Origin of the sequence: Streptomyces sp. HP-A2021, assembly GCF_022807935.1 — a bacterium.
Taxonomy (GTDB): Bacteria; Actinomycetota; Actinomycetes; order Streptomycetales; family Streptomycetaceae; genus Streptomyces; species Streptomyces afghaniensis.
Window position 1 is genome coordinate 4,909,596 of sequence record NZ_CP094344.1, and the last position, 16,598, is coordinate 4,926,193.

The 16,598-nt window shown below is 72.6% G+C and carries 15 protein-coding genes; 3 read left to right on the forward strand and 12 right to left on the reverse strand.

Annotation, left to right across the window (positions count from 1 at the left end):
- Positions 1–41 precede the first annotated feature (41 nt).
- The 3 genes from MQE23_RS22055 to pdhA are packed head-to-tail and all read right to left on the reverse strand — an operon-like array spanning position 42 to position 3,603.
- Entirely contained in the window at positions 42–1,460 is a 1,419-nt protein-coding gene (locus MQE23_RS22055; protein WP_020269497.1) for a dihydrolipoamide acetyltransferase family protein, read from the reverse strand.
- Positions 1,460–2,464, reverse strand: a complete 1,005-nt coding sequence (locus tag MQE23_RS22060; protein WP_037666709.1) for an alpha-ketoacid dehydrogenase subunit beta — start codon at positions 2,462–2,464, stop codon at positions 1,460–1,462. The genes MQE23_RS22055 and MQE23_RS22060 overlap by 1 nt, the downstream gene beginning before the upstream one ends.
- Positions 2,461–3,603, reverse strand: a complete 1,143-nt coding sequence (pdhA, locus tag MQE23_RS22065) for a pyruvate dehydrogenase (acetyl-transferring) E1 component subunit alpha (RefSeq protein WP_243380006.1) — start codon at positions 3,601–3,603, stop codon at positions 2,461–2,463. Before pdhA ends, MQE23_RS22060 begins: the two co-directional genes overlap by 4 nt.
- Positions 3,604–3,794: 191 nt before the next feature.
- Between pdhA and MQE23_RS22070 the strand changes: the two genes are divergently transcribed.
- Positions 3,795–4,280, forward strand: a complete 486-nt coding sequence (locus MQE23_RS22070; protein ID WP_020273134.1) for an Lrp/AsnC family transcriptional regulator — start codon at positions 3,795–3,797, stop codon at positions 4,278–4,280.
- A 3-nt stretch (positions 4,281–4,283) separates the two neighbouring features.
- On the opposite strand, the gene MQE23_RS22075 is transcribed toward MQE23_RS22070, so the two are convergent.
- Both MQE23_RS22075 and MQE23_RS22080 read right to left on the reverse strand, forming a co-directional pair.
- Complete coding sequence (locus MQE23_RS22075) at positions 4,284–4,874, reverse strand: TetR/AcrR family transcriptional regulator (protein WP_020273133.1); 591 nt, start codon at positions 4,872–4,874, stop codon at positions 4,284–4,286.
- Positions 4,871–6,388, reverse strand: a complete 1,518-nt coding sequence (locus tag MQE23_RS22080; protein WP_243380007.1) for a 3-hydroxyacyl-CoA dehydrogenase — start codon at positions 6,386–6,388, stop codon at positions 4,871–4,873. The genes MQE23_RS22075 and MQE23_RS22080 overlap by 4 nt, the downstream gene beginning before the upstream one ends.
- A 160-nt stretch (positions 6,389–6,548) precedes the next feature.
- Between MQE23_RS22080 and paaN the strand changes: the two genes are divergently transcribed.
- A complete protein-coding gene (gene paaN, locus MQE23_RS22085; RefSeq protein WP_243380008.1) occupies positions 6,549–8,240 on the forward strand; it encodes a phenylacetic acid degradation protein PaaN in 1,692 nt (563 codons plus the stop codon).
- On the opposite strand, the gene MQE23_RS22090 is transcribed toward paaN, so the two are convergent.
- Genes MQE23_RS22090 through MQE23_RS22100 form a run of 3 tightly spaced genes read right to left on the reverse strand, consistent with a single transcriptional unit; the run spans position 8,237 to position 11,084 of the window.
- Complete coding sequence (locus tag MQE23_RS22090; RefSeq protein WP_243380009.1) at positions 8,237–9,052, reverse strand: TrmH family RNA methyltransferase; 816 nt, start codon at positions 9,050–9,052, stop codon at positions 8,237–8,239. The genes paaN and MQE23_RS22090 overlap by 4 nt on opposite strands.
- Positions 9,049–10,260, reverse strand: a complete 1,212-nt coding sequence (locus MQE23_RS22095; protein WP_243380010.1) for an HTTM domain-containing protein — start codon at positions 10,258–10,260, stop codon at positions 9,049–9,051. The genes MQE23_RS22090 and MQE23_RS22095 overlap by 4 nt, the downstream gene beginning before the upstream one ends.
- A complete protein-coding gene (locus MQE23_RS22100; RefSeq protein ID WP_020273128.1) occupies positions 10,257–11,084 on the reverse strand; it encodes a DUF5819 family protein in 828 nt (275 codons plus the stop codon). The genes MQE23_RS22095 and MQE23_RS22100 overlap by 4 nt, the downstream gene beginning before the upstream one ends.
- Positions 11,085–11,507: 423 nt before the next feature.
- On the opposite strand from MQE23_RS22100, the gene MQE23_RS22105 reads away from it, so the two are divergent.
- Entirely contained in the window at positions 11,508–12,641 is a 1,134-nt protein-coding gene (locus tag MQE23_RS22105; RefSeq protein WP_243380011.1) for an acyl-CoA dehydrogenase family protein, read from the forward strand.
- A gap of 57 nt (positions 12,642–12,698) precedes the next feature.
- Here MQE23_RS22105 and MQE23_RS22110 read toward each other — a convergent pair whose 3' ends face one another.
- From MQE23_RS22110 to MQE23_RS22125, 4 genes are all read right to left on the reverse strand, one after another.
- Positions 12,699–13,028 (reverse strand): rhodanese-like domain-containing protein, encoded by a 330-nt coding sequence (locus MQE23_RS22110; RefSeq protein ID WP_020273126.1) that lies wholly within the window; start codon positions 13,026–13,028, stop codon positions 12,699–12,701.
- A 49-nt stretch (positions 13,029–13,077) separates the two neighbouring features.
- Complete coding sequence (locus tag MQE23_RS22115; RefSeq protein WP_243380012.1) at positions 13,078–14,010, reverse strand: hypothetical protein; 933 nt, start codon at positions 14,008–14,010, stop codon at positions 13,078–13,080.
- A gap of 78 nt (positions 14,011–14,088) precedes the next feature.
- Positions 14,089–15,522 carry a DUF2252 domain-containing protein gene (locus MQE23_RS22120; RefSeq protein WP_243380013.1) on the reverse strand — a complete coding sequence of 478 codons (1,434 nt, stop codon included), beginning with the start codon at positions 15,520–15,522 and terminating at the stop codon, positions 14,089–14,091.
- A gap of 187 nt (positions 15,523–15,709) precedes the next feature.
- Positions 15,710–16,417 carry a ScbR family autoregulator-binding transcription factor gene (locus MQE23_RS22125; protein ID WP_020273122.1) on the reverse strand — a complete coding sequence of 236 codons (708 nt, stop codon included), beginning with the start codon at positions 16,415–16,417 and terminating at the stop codon, positions 15,710–15,712.
- Positions 16,418–16,598 lie beyond the last annotated feature (181 nt).

Genomic DNA, 16,598 nt, shown 5'->3' on the forward strand with positions numbered 1-16,598 from the left:
CGGACACGATCACGGGCACCGGCTCACGGGCCGAACAGGAATCACAGCGTCCGCAGCAGCACCGCCGGCTGTTCCACGCAGTCCGCCACGTAGCGCAGGAAGCCGCCCGCCGTGCCGCCGTCGCACACCCGGTGGTCGAAGGTGAGCGACAGCTGGACGACCTGCCGCACCGCCAGTTCGCCCTCGTGCACCCACGGCTTGGGGACGATGCGGCCGACACCGAGCATGGCCGCCTCGGGGTGGTTGATGATCGGTGTGGAGCCGTCGACGCCGAAGACGCCGTAGTTGTTCAGCGTGAAGGTCCCGCCGGTGAGTTCCGCGGGCGTCAGTGTCCCGGTCCGGCCCGCCTCGGTCAGCCGGGCGAACTCCGCGGTCAGCGACTCGGCGTCGCGCGCGTGCGCGTCCCGGACGACCGGGACGACGAGACCCCGGTCGGTCTGCGCGGCGAAGCCCAGGTGCACATGGTCGAACCGGACGACCTCCCTGGCATCCGTGTCCACCGTGGAGTTGAGCTCGGGGAAGCGGGCGAGGGCCGCCGTGCAGATCCGGGCCAGCAGGGCCAGGAGGGAGATCTTGGGACCACCGGCCGCGTTCATGGCCGTGCGCGCCCGCATGAGCTCCGTGGCGTCGGCGTCCACCCAGCAGGTCGCGTCCGGGATCTCGCGGCGGCTGCGGGCCAGCTTGTCCGCGACGGCGCCCCGGATGCCCTTGAGCGGGGTGCGGATCTCGCCGTGGACCGCTGCCGCGGTCGACTGCGGCGCGGTGGGCTGCGGTGCTGTGGGCTGCGGTGCGGTCGCCGTGCTCGTCGCCTGCGGCACGGGGGCGTGCGGCTGCGCCGTCTGCGCTGCCCCACCCGCTCGGGCAGCGGCTCGCAGCGCGTACTCCACGTCCGCCCGCAGGATCAGCCCGTCGGGGCCGGACCCGGTCAGCTCCCGCAGGTCGAGGCCGTTCTGCCGGGCCAGCCGGCGGACCAGGGGCGAGATCACGGGAACGGGACCGTCCTCGGACTCGGGGGCACCCGCCTGCCCGTTCACCGCCACCGGGGCAGCGCCCTGTCCGGTCACGGCCCGGGAGCCGGCCGCGGACGCGCCGGACACCGGCTGCTCCCGCCGCACCCTGCGCCGCCGCGCGGGCGCCTCGGACGTGCCGTATCCGACCAAGACGTTCCCGGAACCCTCGGCACCGGCGGTGTCCGCTTCACCGGACGCCGGCCGCTCCCCCACCGCGACCGTGATCAGCGGCGCCCCGACGGGCAGTTCCGTGCCCTCCTCGCCGAAGCGGGCCGTGACCACACCGCCGTAGGGGCAGGGCACCTCGACCATCGCCTTGGCCGTCTCGACCTCGACGACCGGCTGGTCGATCGCGACGACGTCGCCGACCTCGACCAGCCAGCGCACGATCTCCGCCTCGGTGAGCCCCTCACCCAGGTCGGGCAGCTTGAACTCCAGCACCTGTGCCATCAGCTCTCGGCCTCCCACTGCAGACGCCCCACGGCGTCCAGGATCCGGTCCACACCGGGCAGGTGGTGACGCTCCAGCATCGGCGGCGGATACGGGACGTCGAACCCGGCCACGCGCAGCACCGGCGCCTCCAGGTGGTGGAAGCAGCGCTCCGTGACCCGGGCCGCGATCTCCCCGCCCGGGCCGCCGAAGGAGCCCGACTCGTGGACGACGACCGCGCGTCCCGTCCGCCGCACCGAGGCGCACACCGTCTCGTCGTCGAACGGCACCAGGGAGCGCAGGTCGACGACTTCGAGATCCCAGCCCTCGGCCCGGGCCGCCTCGGCCGCCTCCATACAGACGGGTACGGACGGCCCGTACGTGATGAGCGTGGCGCTCCGACCCGAGCGCCGCACCACCGCGCGGCCGATCGGTTCAACGGGCGTGGGCTCCTCCGGGTTCCAGGAGTCCTTCGACCAGTACAGCCGCTTGGGCTCCAGGAAGACGACCGGGTCGTCGGAGGTGATCGCGGCGCGCAGCAGACCGTAGGCGTCGGCGACGGTGGCCGGCGTGACGACGTGGAGCCCCGGAGTCGCCATGTAGTACGCCTCGGAGGAGTCGCTGTGGTGCTCGACGCCGCCGATGCCGCCGCCGTAGGGGACGCGGATGGTGATCGGGAGCGGCATCGTGCCGCGGGTGCGGTTGCGCATGCGGGACACGTGCGAGATGAGCTGTTCGAACGCCGGGTAGGCGAACGCGTCGAACTGCATCTCCACGACCGGGCGCAGGCCGTACATGGCCATGCCCACAGCCGTGCCCAGGATGCCTGCCTCCGCGAGCGGGGTGTCCGTGCAGCGGTCCTCGCCGAACTCCTTGGCGAGTCCGTCGGTGACGCGGAAGACGCCGCCGAGGGTGCCGACGTCCTCGCCCATGACGTGCACGGCGGGGTCGGCGGCCATGGCGTCGCGCAGCGCGCGCGTGAGGGCCTGCGCCATGGTGGCCGGCTTGACGGCGACGGTGGTCATCGGTGCGTCCCCTCCGACTCGCTCTCGGCCTCCAGCTCGGCCCGCAGCTGGTCCTGTTGCTCGCGCAGTTGGGGTGTGGGCTCGGCGTAGACGTGGGCGAACAGGTCCATGGGGTCGAGCGCCGGGTCCTGGTTCATGTGCGCGCGCAGGTCGGCGGCCATCGCCTCGGCGGCGTCCCGTGCGGCCTGCTTTCCGGCCTCGTCGAGCAGGCCGCGCTCGGTCAGCTCCCGCTCCAGCAGCTGGATCGGGTCGTGCTCGCGCCAGGTCTCGACCTCGGCGTCGCCGCGGTAGCGGGTCGCGTCGTCGGCGTTGGTGTGGGCGTCGACGCGGTAGGTGATCGCCTCGACGAGGGTGGGTCCGCCACCCGCGCGCGCGTGCCGTACGGCGTCGCTCAGCACCTCGTGCACGGCGGCGGCGTCGTTGCCGTCGACCAGGCGGCCGGGCATGCCGTAGCCGACGGCCTTGTGGGCCAGCGACGGGGCCGCGGTCTGCTTGGCGAGCGGGACGGAGATCGCGAAGCCGTTGTTCTGGACGAGGAAGACCACCGGGGCCTGCCAGACGGCGGCGAAGTTCAGCGCCTCGTGGAAGTCGCCCTCGCTGGTGCCGCCGTCACCGACCATGGCCAGCGCGACCACGTCGTCACCCTTGAGGCGGGCGGCGTGCGCGAGGCCCACGGCGTGCGGCAGCTGGGTGGCGAGTGGGGTGCACAGGGGGGCGACCCGGTGTGCGTAGGGGTCGTAGCCGGTGTGCCAGTCGCCGCGCAGCAGCGTGAGCGCCTCGACGGGGTCCACGCCGCGGGCCACGACGGCGAGCGTGTCGCGGTAGCTGGGGAAGAGCCAGTCCTGCTCCTCCAGCACGAGCGCGGCGGCGATCTCGCAGGCCTCCTGGCCGGTGGTGGAGGGGTAGACGGCGAGGCGGCCCTGCTTGGTGAGCGCGGTGGCCTGGGCGTTGTAGCGGCGACCGCGGACCAGCTGCGCGTACAGCGTGCGCAGCAGCTCGGGGTCGGCCTTCGCGGCCGCCTCGGTGCCGAGGACGCGGTACGGCTCGGCGTCGGGCAGCAGCGGCGCGGGGTCCGTGCGGGGCTGCCAGGCGGGCGGCGGGGTCGGCCGGTACGCGCCCCGCTGCTCCATGACCGTCATGACGGCACCTCCTCGTGGGAGCGGCTTCGTGCAGGCGCGTCGGCTGTGATGCGCCTCACCTACCGATTGTTCGGTCGTCGGCACAATTTGGCTACGGGTGACCTCAGGCTGTGGACAAACGGTTCTCCACAGCCTGTGATGGACGCAGTACGTCCACTGCAGGGAGGCGGGCGCAGGTGGCATCTGAACAAATGGCCGAAAGCCAGGAGGACAGCGGCCTGCTGCCGCCGCCGCGTCCGCTGGACGCCATCGACCAGGACATCCTGCGCATGCTCCAGGCGGACGGCCGCGCCTCGATACGGTCGGTCGCCGAACGGGTCCACGTCTCGCGCGCCAACGCCTACGCCCGCATCAACCGGCTCGTCGAGGACGGTGTCATCCGCGGCTTCGGCGCCCGCGTCAACCACGAACGGGCGGGCCAGGGGACGTCCGCCTACATCACCCTGAAGATCGTGCAGAACTCCTGGCGCACGGTGCGCGAGGAGCTCAGACAACTGCCCGGCGCCTCGCACATCGCCCTGGTGGGCGGGGATTTCGACGTGCTGCTGCTGGTGCACGTGTCCGACAACCGGGCGCTGCGCGAGCTGGTGCTGACCCGGCTCCAGGCGATCCCGCAGGTGCTCAGCACGCGCACGCTGCTGGTGTTCGAGGAGGAGGACCTGGAGCCCCAGAGCTGAGGCTCAGGCGCTCTTGCGAAGTCCGCCGAACGCCAGCTGCACCACAGCGTCGGCCACCTCGCGCTCGCTCATGCCCCGCCCGCCCGGCTTGTACCACTCGACGATCGAGTTGATCATGCCGAAGACCAGCCGGGTCACCAGCCGGACCTCTATGTCGCCACGCACGTCCCCGTCCGCGGCGGCGGCCTTGAGCAGGTCGGCCACCCGGTGGTCGAAGTCGCGGCGGCGCTCCAGGGCCCACCGCTCGGTGTCCGTGTTGCCGCGCACGCGCAGCAGCAGAGTCACGTAGGGCAGTTCGGCTATGAGCACCTCGACCATGCGCCGCACGACGTACTCCAGACGATCGGCGGCGTGCCCCACGCGCGCGTGCTCCTCGTCGAGGATCCCGAAGAGGCCGTCCAGAGCCCGGCTCACGGCACGGCGCAGCAGCTCTTCCTTACCGGTGACGTGGTGGTAGATCGACGACTTGGAGATGCCGGCCGCCTTGGAGAGGTGCTCCATGGAGGTGCCGTCGTAGCCGCGCTCGTTGAACACCCGGACGGCGACGGACAGCAGTGTGTCCGGGGTGTAGGTGTCGCGCTTGGCGGTGGTCATGAGGCGTTGCCCTCCCGCTTGTCGGAGGCGTGGGCGTGGCGGTACAGCGCGAGGGACGGCGCGTAACGCCCCGAGGGGTCGCGCAGGTGCAGGTCGTCCAGGAGCGCGTAGGCCCAGTAGCGGCCGAGCCGGCGGCTCCACTCGAAGGGACCCAGGGGGTAGTTGACACCGAGACGCATCGCGGTGTCGATGTCCTCCTCGGTGGCCACGCCCTTGGCGACCGCGTCGTGCGCCAGGTCGATGATCCGCGCGACCGTGCGGGCGACGATCATGCCGGGGACGTCGCCGATGACGCTGACCTGCTTGCCGAGCGCCTGGAACAGGCCGATGGCCTCGGCGAGGGTCTGCGGGGAGGTGTCCTGGGAGGCGGACAGGGCGATCCGGGTGGCCTTGCGGTAGTCCAGGGCGAGGTCGAAGTAGACGACGTCCCGGAACTCCACGGAGGTCTGCCCGTCGGCGAGGGCGAGCTGGCCGCCGCTCGGCAGCACCATGCGGGTGCCGTTGTCCTCGTCCTCGTCACGGACCGGGATGCCCGCCTCGCGGATCAGCGCGAGCAGGTCACCGGCGGGGCCCAGGTCGCCCTCGGCGACGACGTAGGCGGGCGGCTGCCGCTGCTCCGCCGTGTCAGGGTCCGGGCGCTCGGCGCCGTCCCGGTGGTCGTACCAGCCCTGGCCGGTCTTGCGGCCCAGCCGGCCGGACTCGACCAGGCGCCGCTGAGCGAGGGACGGCGTGAAGCGCACGTCCTGGAAGAAGGACTCCCAGACCGACCGCGTGACGGACTCGTTGACGTCCTGGCCGATCAGGTCGGTCAGCTCGAACGCGCCCATCCTGAAGCCGCCCGACTCGCGCAGCACGGCGTCGATGGTGGCCGGGTCGGCGCCCTGCGCCTCGTAGACCGCGAAGGCCTCGGCGTAGAAGGGCCGGGCGATGCGGTTGACGATGAAACCGGGGGTGTCCGCACAGGCGACCGGCTTCTTGCCCCAGGCGCGGGCGGTCTCGTACGCGCGCGTGGCGTACGTGACGTCGGTGGCGAACCCGGAGACGACCTCGACCAGCGGCAGCAGCGGGGCGGGGTTGAAGAAGTGCAGGCCGACGAAGCGGCCGGGGGAGCGCAGGGCGCCGCCGATGGCGGTGACGGACAGGGACGAGGTGTTGGTGGCGAGCAGGCAGTCGTCGGCGACGATGTCCTCCAGCCCGCGGAACAGGTCCTGTTTGACGTCCAGCCGCTCCAGGACCGCCTCGACGACCAGGGCGCAGTCCGCCAGCTCGGAGAGGTCTTCGGCGGGCAGCAGCCGGGCGCGGGCGGCGTCCCGGTCGGCGCCGGTGAGCCGGTCCTTCTCGACGAGCCGGTCCAGCCGGGCACCGATCGCGTCGGCGGCCTCCCGTGCGCGCCCGGGGATGGTGTCGTACAGCCGTACGGGATGGCCCGCGACCAGCGCGACCTGGGCGATTCCCTGGCCCATGGTGCCGGTGCCGACGACGGCCACGGGGCTGCTGAGGTCGAGTGCTGTCATGTGCGCGATCCTCCCGCACGGGGTTTTCCACAGATGCGGCGGACCCCCTTGAACCGACCGATCGTTCGGTTACTCTAGCTCTGTCCGAGTGTTCCTGCCCAGGTTTCTGCCCAGGTCATGAACTCGACGAGGAGTTCTTGAGACGAGGAGTTGGTCACCCATGACCGCCGCACTCTCGGCGCACGAGCTGATCGCCCGGCACCGGTCCACCCTCGACCAGGCGCTGGAAGCGATCCGCACGCGCGCGTACTGGTCCCCCCACCCCGAGCACCCCAAGGCCTACGGGGAGAACGGCAACCTGGACGCGGCCGCGGGCAAGGCCGCCTTCGACGCCCTGCTCGGCAGCCGCCTCGACCTCGGCCAGCCGGGCACGGACGACTGGGTGGGCGGCGAGACGTCCCCGTACGGCATCGACCTGGGCGTGACGTACCCGCACGCGGACCTCGACGTGCTGCTGCCGGCCATGAAGGCCGGGCAGCGGGCCTGGCGGGACGCGGGCGCCGAGCAGCGCGCGGTGGTCTGCCTGGAGATCCTCAAGCGCATCAACGACCGGACGCACGAGTTCGCACACGCGGTCATGCACACCTCCGGCCAGGCGTTCATGATGGCGTTCCAGGCGGGCGGGCCGCACGCGCAGGACCGCGGCCTGGAGGCGGTGGCGTACGCCTACGTGGAGCAGGTGCGCACGCCCGACAACGCCGAGTGGACCAAGCCCCAGGGCAAGCGCGACCCGCTGGCCATGACGAAGCAGTTCACGCCCGTCCCGCGCGGCATCGGCCTGGTGATCGGCTGCAACACCTTCCCGACGTGGAACGGCTACCCGGGCCTGTTCGCCTCCCTCGCCACCGGCAACGCGGTCCTGGTCAAGCCCCACCCGCGCGCGGTGCTGCCCCTCGCGCTCACCGTGCAGGTCGCGCGCGAGGTGCTCGCCGAGACCGGCTTCGACCCGAACCTGGTGGCGCTGGCCGCCGAGCGCCCCGGCGAGGGCATCGCCAAGACCCTCGCGCTGCGCCCCGAGATCCGGATCATCGACTACACGGGCTCGACCGCGTTCGGCGACTGGCTGGAGGCCAACGCCCGCCAGGCCCAGGTCTACACGGAGAAGGCCGGCGTCAACACGGTCGTCGTCCACTCCACGTCCGACTACAAGGGCATGCTCTCCAACCTGGCGTTCTCGCTGTCCCTCTACAGCGGCCAGATGTGCACGACCCCGCAGAACCTGCTCGTCCCGCGCGAGGGCATCGCCACGGACCAGGGCCCCAAGTCCTACGACGAGGTGGTCGCGGATCTCGCCAGGGCGGTGGACGGGCTGCTGGGCGACGACGCCCGGGCCAACGCGCTGCTGGGCGCGATCGTCAACCCGGACGTGAAGGCCCGGCTGGAGGCCGCAGCGGGGCTGGGCGAAGTCGCCCTGGGCTCCAGGGAGGTCACCAACCCGGACTTCCCGGGCGCGGTCGTCCGTACGCCGGTGATCGTGAAGCTGGACGGGGCCAAGCCGGACGCGGAGGCCGCGTACATGAGCGAGTGCTTCGGGCCGGTCTCCTTCGCCGTGGCGGTCGACTCGGCGGCGGACGCGGCGGAGCTGTTGCGGCGGACCGTCCGGGAGAAGGGTGCGATGACCGTCGGGGCGTACACGACCGACCCGGAGGTCGAGCAGGCCGTGCGGGAGGTGTGCCTGGAGGAGGCGGCGCAGTTGTCGCTGAACCTCACGGGCGGGGTGTATGTGAACCAGACGGCCGCGTTCTCCGACTTCCACGGGTCGGGCGGGAATCCGGCGGCGAGTGCGGCGCTGTGCGACGGGGCGTTCGTCGCCAACCGGTTCCGGGTGGTCGAGGTGCGGCGGGAAGCCTAGGAGCTCGGGAGGTGCGGTGATTGCGCGGCTGCCGGTGCGTCGTGGTTTGTCGCGCAGTTCCCCGGGCCCCTGGGAGCCACACCGCAGCTCCAGTGGTACAGGGTCATCGCCACGCTCGTCGCCAGGTTGTAGCTGCTGACCTGGGGACGCATCGGGAGGGACAGCAAGTGGTCGGCACGGGCGCGTAGTTCCGGCGACAGGCCGGTGCGTTCCGAGCCGAAGGCGAGGACGGCGTCGTCCGGGAGCTTCATGGCCCGGATGTCGTCGCCCTCCGGGTCCAGCGCGAACAGCGGGCCTGGCGGCAGGTCGGACACCTCCAGCCGCTCCACCGCCGTCGCGAAGTGCAGCCCGGCCCCGCCGCGGACGACCGTGGGGTGCCAGGGATCGACCGTCCCCGTGGTCACCACGCCCGTCGCCCCGAAGCCGGCCGCCAGGCGGATCACCGCCCCCGCGTTCCCCAGGTTGCGCGGGTTGTCGAGGACCACCACGGGGGCCGTGCGGGGCGTGTGCGCCAGCCTTTCGAGGTGGGAGGCGCGGGACGGCCGTACGGCGAGGGCGGCCACGGCGGTGGGGTGCGGGCGCGGGACGAACGACGCGTACGTCTCGTGCGGCACCTCCGTCAGCAGTCCGGCCAGCGCGTCCCGTACGTCCGGAGCCAGCTCGTCGGCGAGGGCGAGCGTGGCCGCCCGGTCGGCGGCGACCGCGACCGGCACGTCGGCACCGAACCGCACGGCGTGCTTGAGGGCGTGGAAGCCGTCGAGCAGGACGGTGCTGCCGGCGAGCCGGCGCCAGACGGTGACGGGGTCGGTCATGTCCCGAAGCCTACGTGCGTGGCCTCGGGGCGCTCGTGGGCGTGCTGGTCGGGGGCCTGCGCGGGCCCGCCGCGCCGCAGCAGCCGGTCACGCGCGCGTGCCGCCCGGCCGCCCAGGCGGCGCAGGAAGGCCGTCGGCAGGAACACGGCGTCCGCCGCGATCATCGCCAGCGAGAAGAACGGCAGTCCGAGCACGACCGCGATCACGGCGTGCTCGGTGATCATGACCGCCAGCAGGACGTTCTTCACCCGCCGGTTGAACAGCGTGAACGGGAAGGCGACCTGCACGAGGACCGTCCCGTAAGTCACGAGCATCACCATCGTGCCGCTGGCGGACAGCAGATCGGCGAGCCCGGGCCAGGGCGAGAAGTACTCCAGGTGGAGCGGGTAGTAGACGGCGGTGCCGTCCTGCCAGCGGGAGCCCTGGATCTTGTACCAGCCGGCCGTCGCGTAGATCAGGCAGGCCTCGGCCATGATCACGAGCAGGGCGCCGTTGTGCACGATCCTGGCCACGACGTCGAGCATGATCCGCGGCTCACCGGGCTTCGCGCGACGCCCCGTCAGCCACCACAGGGCCTGCGCCACCCACACGGTCCACAGCAGCGCCGGTATCAGCCGGTCGCCCTCCATCCGGCCGGCCAGGGTCGCCCCGATCAGCACGAGCCCGAGCACGCCCCACAGGGCCGGGCCGGTCCGGTCCGTGACCCGCTCGCCCCGCGCTTGCGCCGCCTCGGCGCGCGCGGCCCGCCGGGCGTCCAGCGACCACACCTGGGCGCAGCGCGTGAACACCAGGTAGATCGACATCAGGTGCAGCACGTTGTCGCCGCCGTCGCCCATGAAGACGCTGCGGTTCTGCAGCGACAGCACGCCGACCATGAACAGCACCGACATGGTGCGGGTGCGCCAGCCCAGCATCAGCAGGGCACTGGCGAGGATCGCGAGCAGGTAGACGCTCTCGAACCAGATCCCGCCGTCCGACCACATGAGAGCGGTGAAGGCCTTGTTGGTCCCGATCAGCTGCTCGGCGAGACCCCAGCTCCAGGGCCCGTCGGGGCCGTAGAGCTCGTGGCGGTGGGGGAACTCGCGCAGCAGGAAGAGCAGCCAGGTCGCGCTGAAGCCGATGCGGATCACGGCCGTCTGGTACGGGCCGAGGGCGGCCTCGGTGACCCGGGCGATTCCGCGCGAGACGGCCAGGGAGAAGCGGTTCACCGCGCCCCACCCCCGGCCTCGTCCGCCGGCACCCGCCACCACGGCAGCTCGCGGTAGGCCGGCGTCGTGGAGACCTTCTCCCGGCTCCACCGCGGCGGTGGCACGTTGCTGGTGCGGGAGCGGACCTGGACCCGCTCGATCACACCGACGCCCCCGGTGGTGGCCCGCACGGCGTCGTCGCGGTCGAGGCGCAGCACCACGATCCGCCGCAGATACGACTCGGAGAGCGAGCCACGCAGGCCCACCGGGCGGTTCTCGCCGTCGTGCGTCGCGAGGAAGAAGTCCCAGGCGCGGCGCAGCTCGTTCTGCTGGGTGTGGCTGGGCAGCAGGTTGCCGTCGATGGCCCGCCCGTCCTCGGCGGACAGGTCGTACCAGCCGGTGGTCAGCGTCCCGCCCTCCCCGTCCCGGACCTCGGCGCGGACCTGGATCGAGATGTTCTGCTGGAGCGGGTTCGGCGCGAAGAGCTTCCAGTTCTGCTCGAACTCCGGATAGATCCAGTCGTCCACGGCCTTGCCGTGCTCCCGGGTGACGGTGTTCGGCGGCGCGACGTGCAGGAACGTCATCCCGAGGTGCACACAGACCCCCACCGCGACGACCGCGAGCGCCAGCGCGACACCGATCCGGTAGCGCAGGGAGAGCGCGGCTATACCGGCGCGGGGTCCGGCGGGCGGGCCCGGCCGGGCGGGCGGGTGCGGTTCGGCAAGCCCGACGGACGGGGCGGGCGCGCCCGACTCGGCAGGAACACCCGGCGCGGCCGACCCGGTCGGCCCCTCCGGCCCGTCCGGCCCGTGGCGGGCGTTCGAGCCTCCGTCGTACGCGTCCATTCAGCCCCGTTCCACGATCCCGGTCCGTCGTTGTCGTCCGCCCGGTCGCGAGGGCGTCGCACCGCCCGCGCACCGCTGCGCGACGTCGGCACGGGCACCGTACTCAGGCCGCCCACCCGGGCACAGCCTCTTCGGCCGGTTCCGGCCGTGGCCGTCGCCACACCACGGAAGCCGATCCGAAGCCGACCCGGACGTTGATCCGAAGCCGACCGTACGGCGCTCGCCTCGCCCGAAGAGCGGCGATCCCCCTGGCCCACAGGTGACCCACGCAGGTTATCCACAGGGCGCCCGGCCAGGTCGCCCACAGGGGTGACACCCTACGGCGCCCGCCCGCACACCCATTCCCTTCTTCTAGAACCTGTTCTATCTTGCGCCCCGTCAGCTCACCTCAGCTCAACGGGACCGGCCGGAAGGACAGGCACCGTGGACTTCACCTTCACCGAGGAGCAGCAGGCGGCGGCCGAGGCGGCGAAGGGCGTGTTCGCCGGGGTCGCGCCGGACGCCGTGCCCAGCCCGGCCCTCACCCCGGGCGCCGTCGCCGACACCTTTGACCGCGCCCTGTGGGCCGATCTCGCCGACGCCGACCTGCTGAGCCTGCTGCTGGACGCGCGCTACGGCGGGTCCGGCCTGGATGCGATCGCACTGTGCCTGGTGCTGCGGGAGTCGGCGCGGGTGCTGGCCAGGGTGCCGCTGCTGGAGAACAGCGCGGCAGCCGCCGCCGTCCAGACCTACGGCGGCGAAGATTCGAAGGCCGCCCTGCCGGCCCGGGCGGGCCGGGGCGAGCTCGTGCTGACCGTCGCCGCGCACGGCCGCACCGGCCACGACCCGGCGGAGCTCGCCGTCACCGCACGGCGGGACGGCGCGGCGTGGGTGCTGGACGGAGTGCAGACGGCGGTGCCGTGGGCGTACGACGCGGACGTCACGGTCGTGCCCGCGCACACGGAAACGGGCCGGACCGTGCTCGCCCTGGTGCCCCGTGACCAGGACGGGGCCGTCCTCGCCGAACAGTTCTCCACGAGCGGTGAGCGGCTCGGCGAGCTGCGGCTGGAGTCGGCGCGGCTGGCCGCCCGGGACGTGATCGACGCCGACGGGGCGTGGGAGTGGCTGCGGGACCTGCTGGCCACCGGGACGTGTGCGCTGGCGCTCGGGCTCGGGGAGCGCGTGCTGCGGATGACCGGGCAGTACACGAGCGAGCGGGAGCAGTTCGGCTTCCCGATCGCGACCTTCCAGGCGGTCGCCGTGCAGGCCGCCGACCGCTACATCGACCTGCGCGCGATGGAGGCCACGCTGTGGCAGGCCGCGTGGCGGATCTCCTCGGGGGCCCCGGGCGCGCTGCCCGCCGCCGGTGACGTCGCCGTCGCCAAGATCTGGGCGGCGGAGGGCGTACGCCGGGTCGTGCAGACCGCGCAGCATCTGCACGGCGGGTTCGGCGCCGACGTCGACTACCCCCTGCACCGGTACCACGCCTGGGCCAAGCACCTGGAGCTGTCGCTCGGCCCGGCGGCAGCGCACGAGGAGGCCCTGGGCGACCTGCTGGCGGCCCACCCCCTGGCCTGAACCCACCGGCGACCGGGCACTCCAGGACGAAGCAGGCGCTACAGGATGAAGCAGGCGCTACAGGACGAACCCGGGCTGCCCGTCGTCCGTCACGACGGGACGGCCCGCCGCCTCCCACACCTGCATGCCGCCGTCGACGTTCACGGCGTCGATGCCCTGCTGGGCCAGGTACATCGTGACCTGGGCGGAACGCCCGCCGGAGCGGCAGATCACATGGACCCGGCCGTCCTGCGGGGCGGCCTCGGTCAGCTCGCCGTAGCGGGCGACGAAGTCGCTGATGGGGATGTGCAGCGCCCCTTCGGCGTGACCGGCCTTCCACTCGTCGTCCTCCCGGACGTCCAGCAGGAAATCGCCGTCCTTGAGGTCCGCGACCTCGACCGTGGGCACACCAGCTCCGAAACTCATGCCTCCGACGCTACCCGAACCGGAGCGCGGCTCAGCCCTCGGCGAGCAGCGCGGCCAGCTCCCGCTCCCGCTCGGTGACCTGGGTGACCAGCTGCTGCCCGATCTCGTCCAGGAGGCCGTCCGGGTCGTCCGGGGCCAGCTGGAGCATGTGGCCTATGGCGCTCTCCTCCAGCTCCTTGGCGAGCAGGGCGAGCAGCTCCTTGCGCTGGGCGAGCCATTCGAGGCGGGCGTAGAGCTCCTCGGCGCGGCTCGGGACCCGCTTCAGCTCGGGCCCCTTGGCCCACTCCTCGGCGAGCTCGCGCAGCTGCGCCTCGTCACCCCGGGCGTAGGCGGCGTTCACCCGGGTGATGAACTCCTCGCGCCGCTCGCGTTCCTTCTCCTCCTGCGCCAGGTCCGGGTGGGCCTTGCGGGCCAGCTCGCGGTAGAGCTTGCGGGCCTCCTCGCTGGGGCGGACCCGCTGCGGGGGCCGGACCGCCTGGTCCGTGAGCATCGCCACGGCCTCCGGGAACAGGCCGCTGTCGTCCATCCAGCCGTGCAGCAGCTCCTCGACGCCGGGGATCGGCGCGAGCCGGGCCCGGGCCTCCTCCGCCCGGCGCCGGTCCTCCGCGTCGCCGCTGCGGGCGGCCCTGGCCTCGAGGATCCGGGCGTCCAGCTCCTCCAGCCGGGCGTACAGCGGACCGAGCTTCTGTTCGTGCAGCCGGGAGAAGTTCTCGACCTCGACGCGGAAGGTCTCCACCGCGATCTCGTACTCGATCAGCGCCTGCTCGGCGGCCCGCACGGCCCGCTCCAGCCGCGCCTCGGGCCGCGCCGCGTCGCCTGGGTTCTGCGCCGGCTCTCCTGCGGTCCGCGCCGCGCCGTCCTCGGGGCGAGCCTCGCCGCCCTCGGCACGCGCCGCGTCACCTTCGGGCGTCACCCGTTCCTCACCGGCGCCGCCACCACCCTGCTCAGCTTCCGGGGTCGTCACCCGACCAGCGTAGGCCACGGCCCGACCGCTCCCGCGCCGCGGACCGTCACCCGCCCGAGGGTCCTGGGTCCTCAGGGGTCACACCCCCATCTCCGCTGCGACCTTCCCCGCCCGTACCGCCGCCACCAGGTCCGCGTGGTCCGCCTCCGTACGGTCCGCATAGGCGACGGCGAACGCGGCCATCGCCTCGTCCAGCTCCTCGCTCTTGCCGCAGTAACCGGCGATGAGGCGGGGGTCGGCGCTGTGGGCGTGGGCACGGGCCAGGAGGGCGCCGGTCATCCGGCCGTAGTCGTCTATCTGGTCGGCGGCCAGGGCGGCCGGATCGACGCTGCCCTTGCGGTTGCGGAACTGGCGGACCTGGAAGGGGCGCCCGTCGACCGTCGTCCAGCCCAGCAGGATGTCGCTCACGACCTGCATCCGCTTCTGCCCCAGCACGACCCGCCGTCCCTCGTGGCCGGCCGCCGGCGCGTCGAAACCGGCCGTCACCAGATGCGGCACCAGCGCCGACGCCCGGGCCTCCTTCACCTGGAGCACCAGCGGCTCGCCCCGGTGGTCCAGGAGCAGCACCACGTAGGACCGGGTGCCGACACTGCCGGTGCCGACGACGCGGAACGCCACGTCGTGCACCGCGTGCCGGGCCAGGAGCGGCAGACGGTCCTCCGGCAGCGTGCCGACGTACTCCTCCAGGGACGCCGCCACCGCCGCGGCCTCCTCGTCCGGGACGCGCCGCAGCACCGGCGGGGCGTCGACGAAGCGGCGCCCGCCGTCCTCCGTGGCCTCCGTCGACTTGGCGGCGAAGCGGCCGCTGGTGTTCTGACGCGCCTTCTCGGAGACCCGCTCCAGGGTGCCGAGCAGGTCATGGGCGTCCGTGTGGGAGACGAGCTCCTCGTCCGCGATGGCGTTCCACGCGTCCAGCACCGGGAGCCTCGCCAGCAGCCGCATGGTGCGGCGGTAGGCACCCACCGCGTCACGGGCCGCCTTGCGGCACCTGTCCTCGTCCGCTCCGGCCTCCCGGCCCGCCAGCACCAGGGACGCCGCGAGGCGCTTCACGTCCCACTCCCAGGGGCCGGGCACCGTCTCGTCGAAGTCGTTCAGATCGATGACCAGGCCGCCGCGCGCGTCGCCGTACAGGCCGAAGTTGGCCGCGTGGGCGTCGCCGCAGATCTGGGCCCGGATCCGGGTCATGGGGGTGCGCGCCAGGTCGTGGGCCATGAGACCCGCGGCGCCGCGCAGGAACGCGAACGGGGTGGCGGCCATGCGGCCGACCCGGATCGGCGTCAGCTCGGGGAGCCGGCCGCGGCCCGACTCCTCGACCGCGCTCACCACGTCGGGCCGGGTCCCGTCCGGATCGAGCGTGGCATGCGCACTGCGCGGGATCCGCTCGCGCAGGGCCTTGCCCTCGTCCCTGGGCGAGCCCTCGACGGGCCATTCGGCGAAACCGCGCACCCGGGGCAGCCGACGGGCCACCCCGTCATCCGTCCCGCCCTCGGCCCCAGCACCGTCCCTGGTCACATCGACCGCCTCCCCCGTACGCGCACGAACATCAACTCGTGCCGACCGTACAGCCGACGGCCGAAACGCGTCAGACCCTGTGGACAACTCCACAGCTGTGGACAACCCGTGCGGAGCAGACCGACTCCCAGACCCCGTCTTCCAGGTCCCCTGTCTCCTGGAGCACCGTCTCCTACGCCCCAGTCTCCTAAGCCCCCGTAGAGACCTGCGTCGGCACAGGCACCTCCTGCACCTGCACCTTCACCGGCCCCTGCACGGGCACCTCCACCTGCCCCTGTGCCAGCACCCGCTCGGCCCGCTCCGCGGAGATGTCGAGCTGGGCCAGCACCGCGGGGACGGCGATGCCCGGCAGGAAGTGTTCGAACATCACGACGATGCGGCGCTCCAGATCCTGCCGCTGGCAGCGCAGCTGGGACAGCAACTGCACCCCCGAGAAGCTGCCGACCAGCAGCTCCGCCGTCTCCGCCACGTCGACATGCGGCAGCAGTTCGCCCTGCGCCTTCGCCTCGGCCAGCATCTGCACGTTCTGGTCGATCCACATCTGGAAGGCCGGCGTGCGGTCGAGGTCCATGGCCCCCTGGTCGAGGGCGAGCCCCACACTGGCGCGAACCAGCGGTTCGGACCGCAGCCGACGGGCCAGCACCAGCCCGGAGTCGACGAGTTCCTGGAGCTTGGTGGACTGCGGCGGGAGCGTGATCGCGAGCTGCTCCTCGAACACTCCCACCGCCAGCTCCTCCTTGGAACCGAAGTGGAAGTACAGCGCGCCCTTGGTGACGCCCGCCCGGTCCAGGATCTCCCCGATGGTCGCCGAGGTGTAGCCGCGTTCGTCGAAGACGGCCGCGGCCGCTTCAAGGATGGTCCGCCGGGTGCGGATCGCGCGCTCCTGTCGCGCCATCGGGTGCCTCCTGATCTCCGTCGATCCCAGTGAAATCGCTGTGCAGCGGGGGCGCGAGAGCCTGTCCCAGCGGTTTGGCTCACCCTTTGAAAAAAACCGGCTCGTCCGTATCTTAGTCAAACGCCGACCTCAGCCAGGCAGCCGATCCTGGGGGTTCTCATGCCGCAGTCAGAACCTTTAA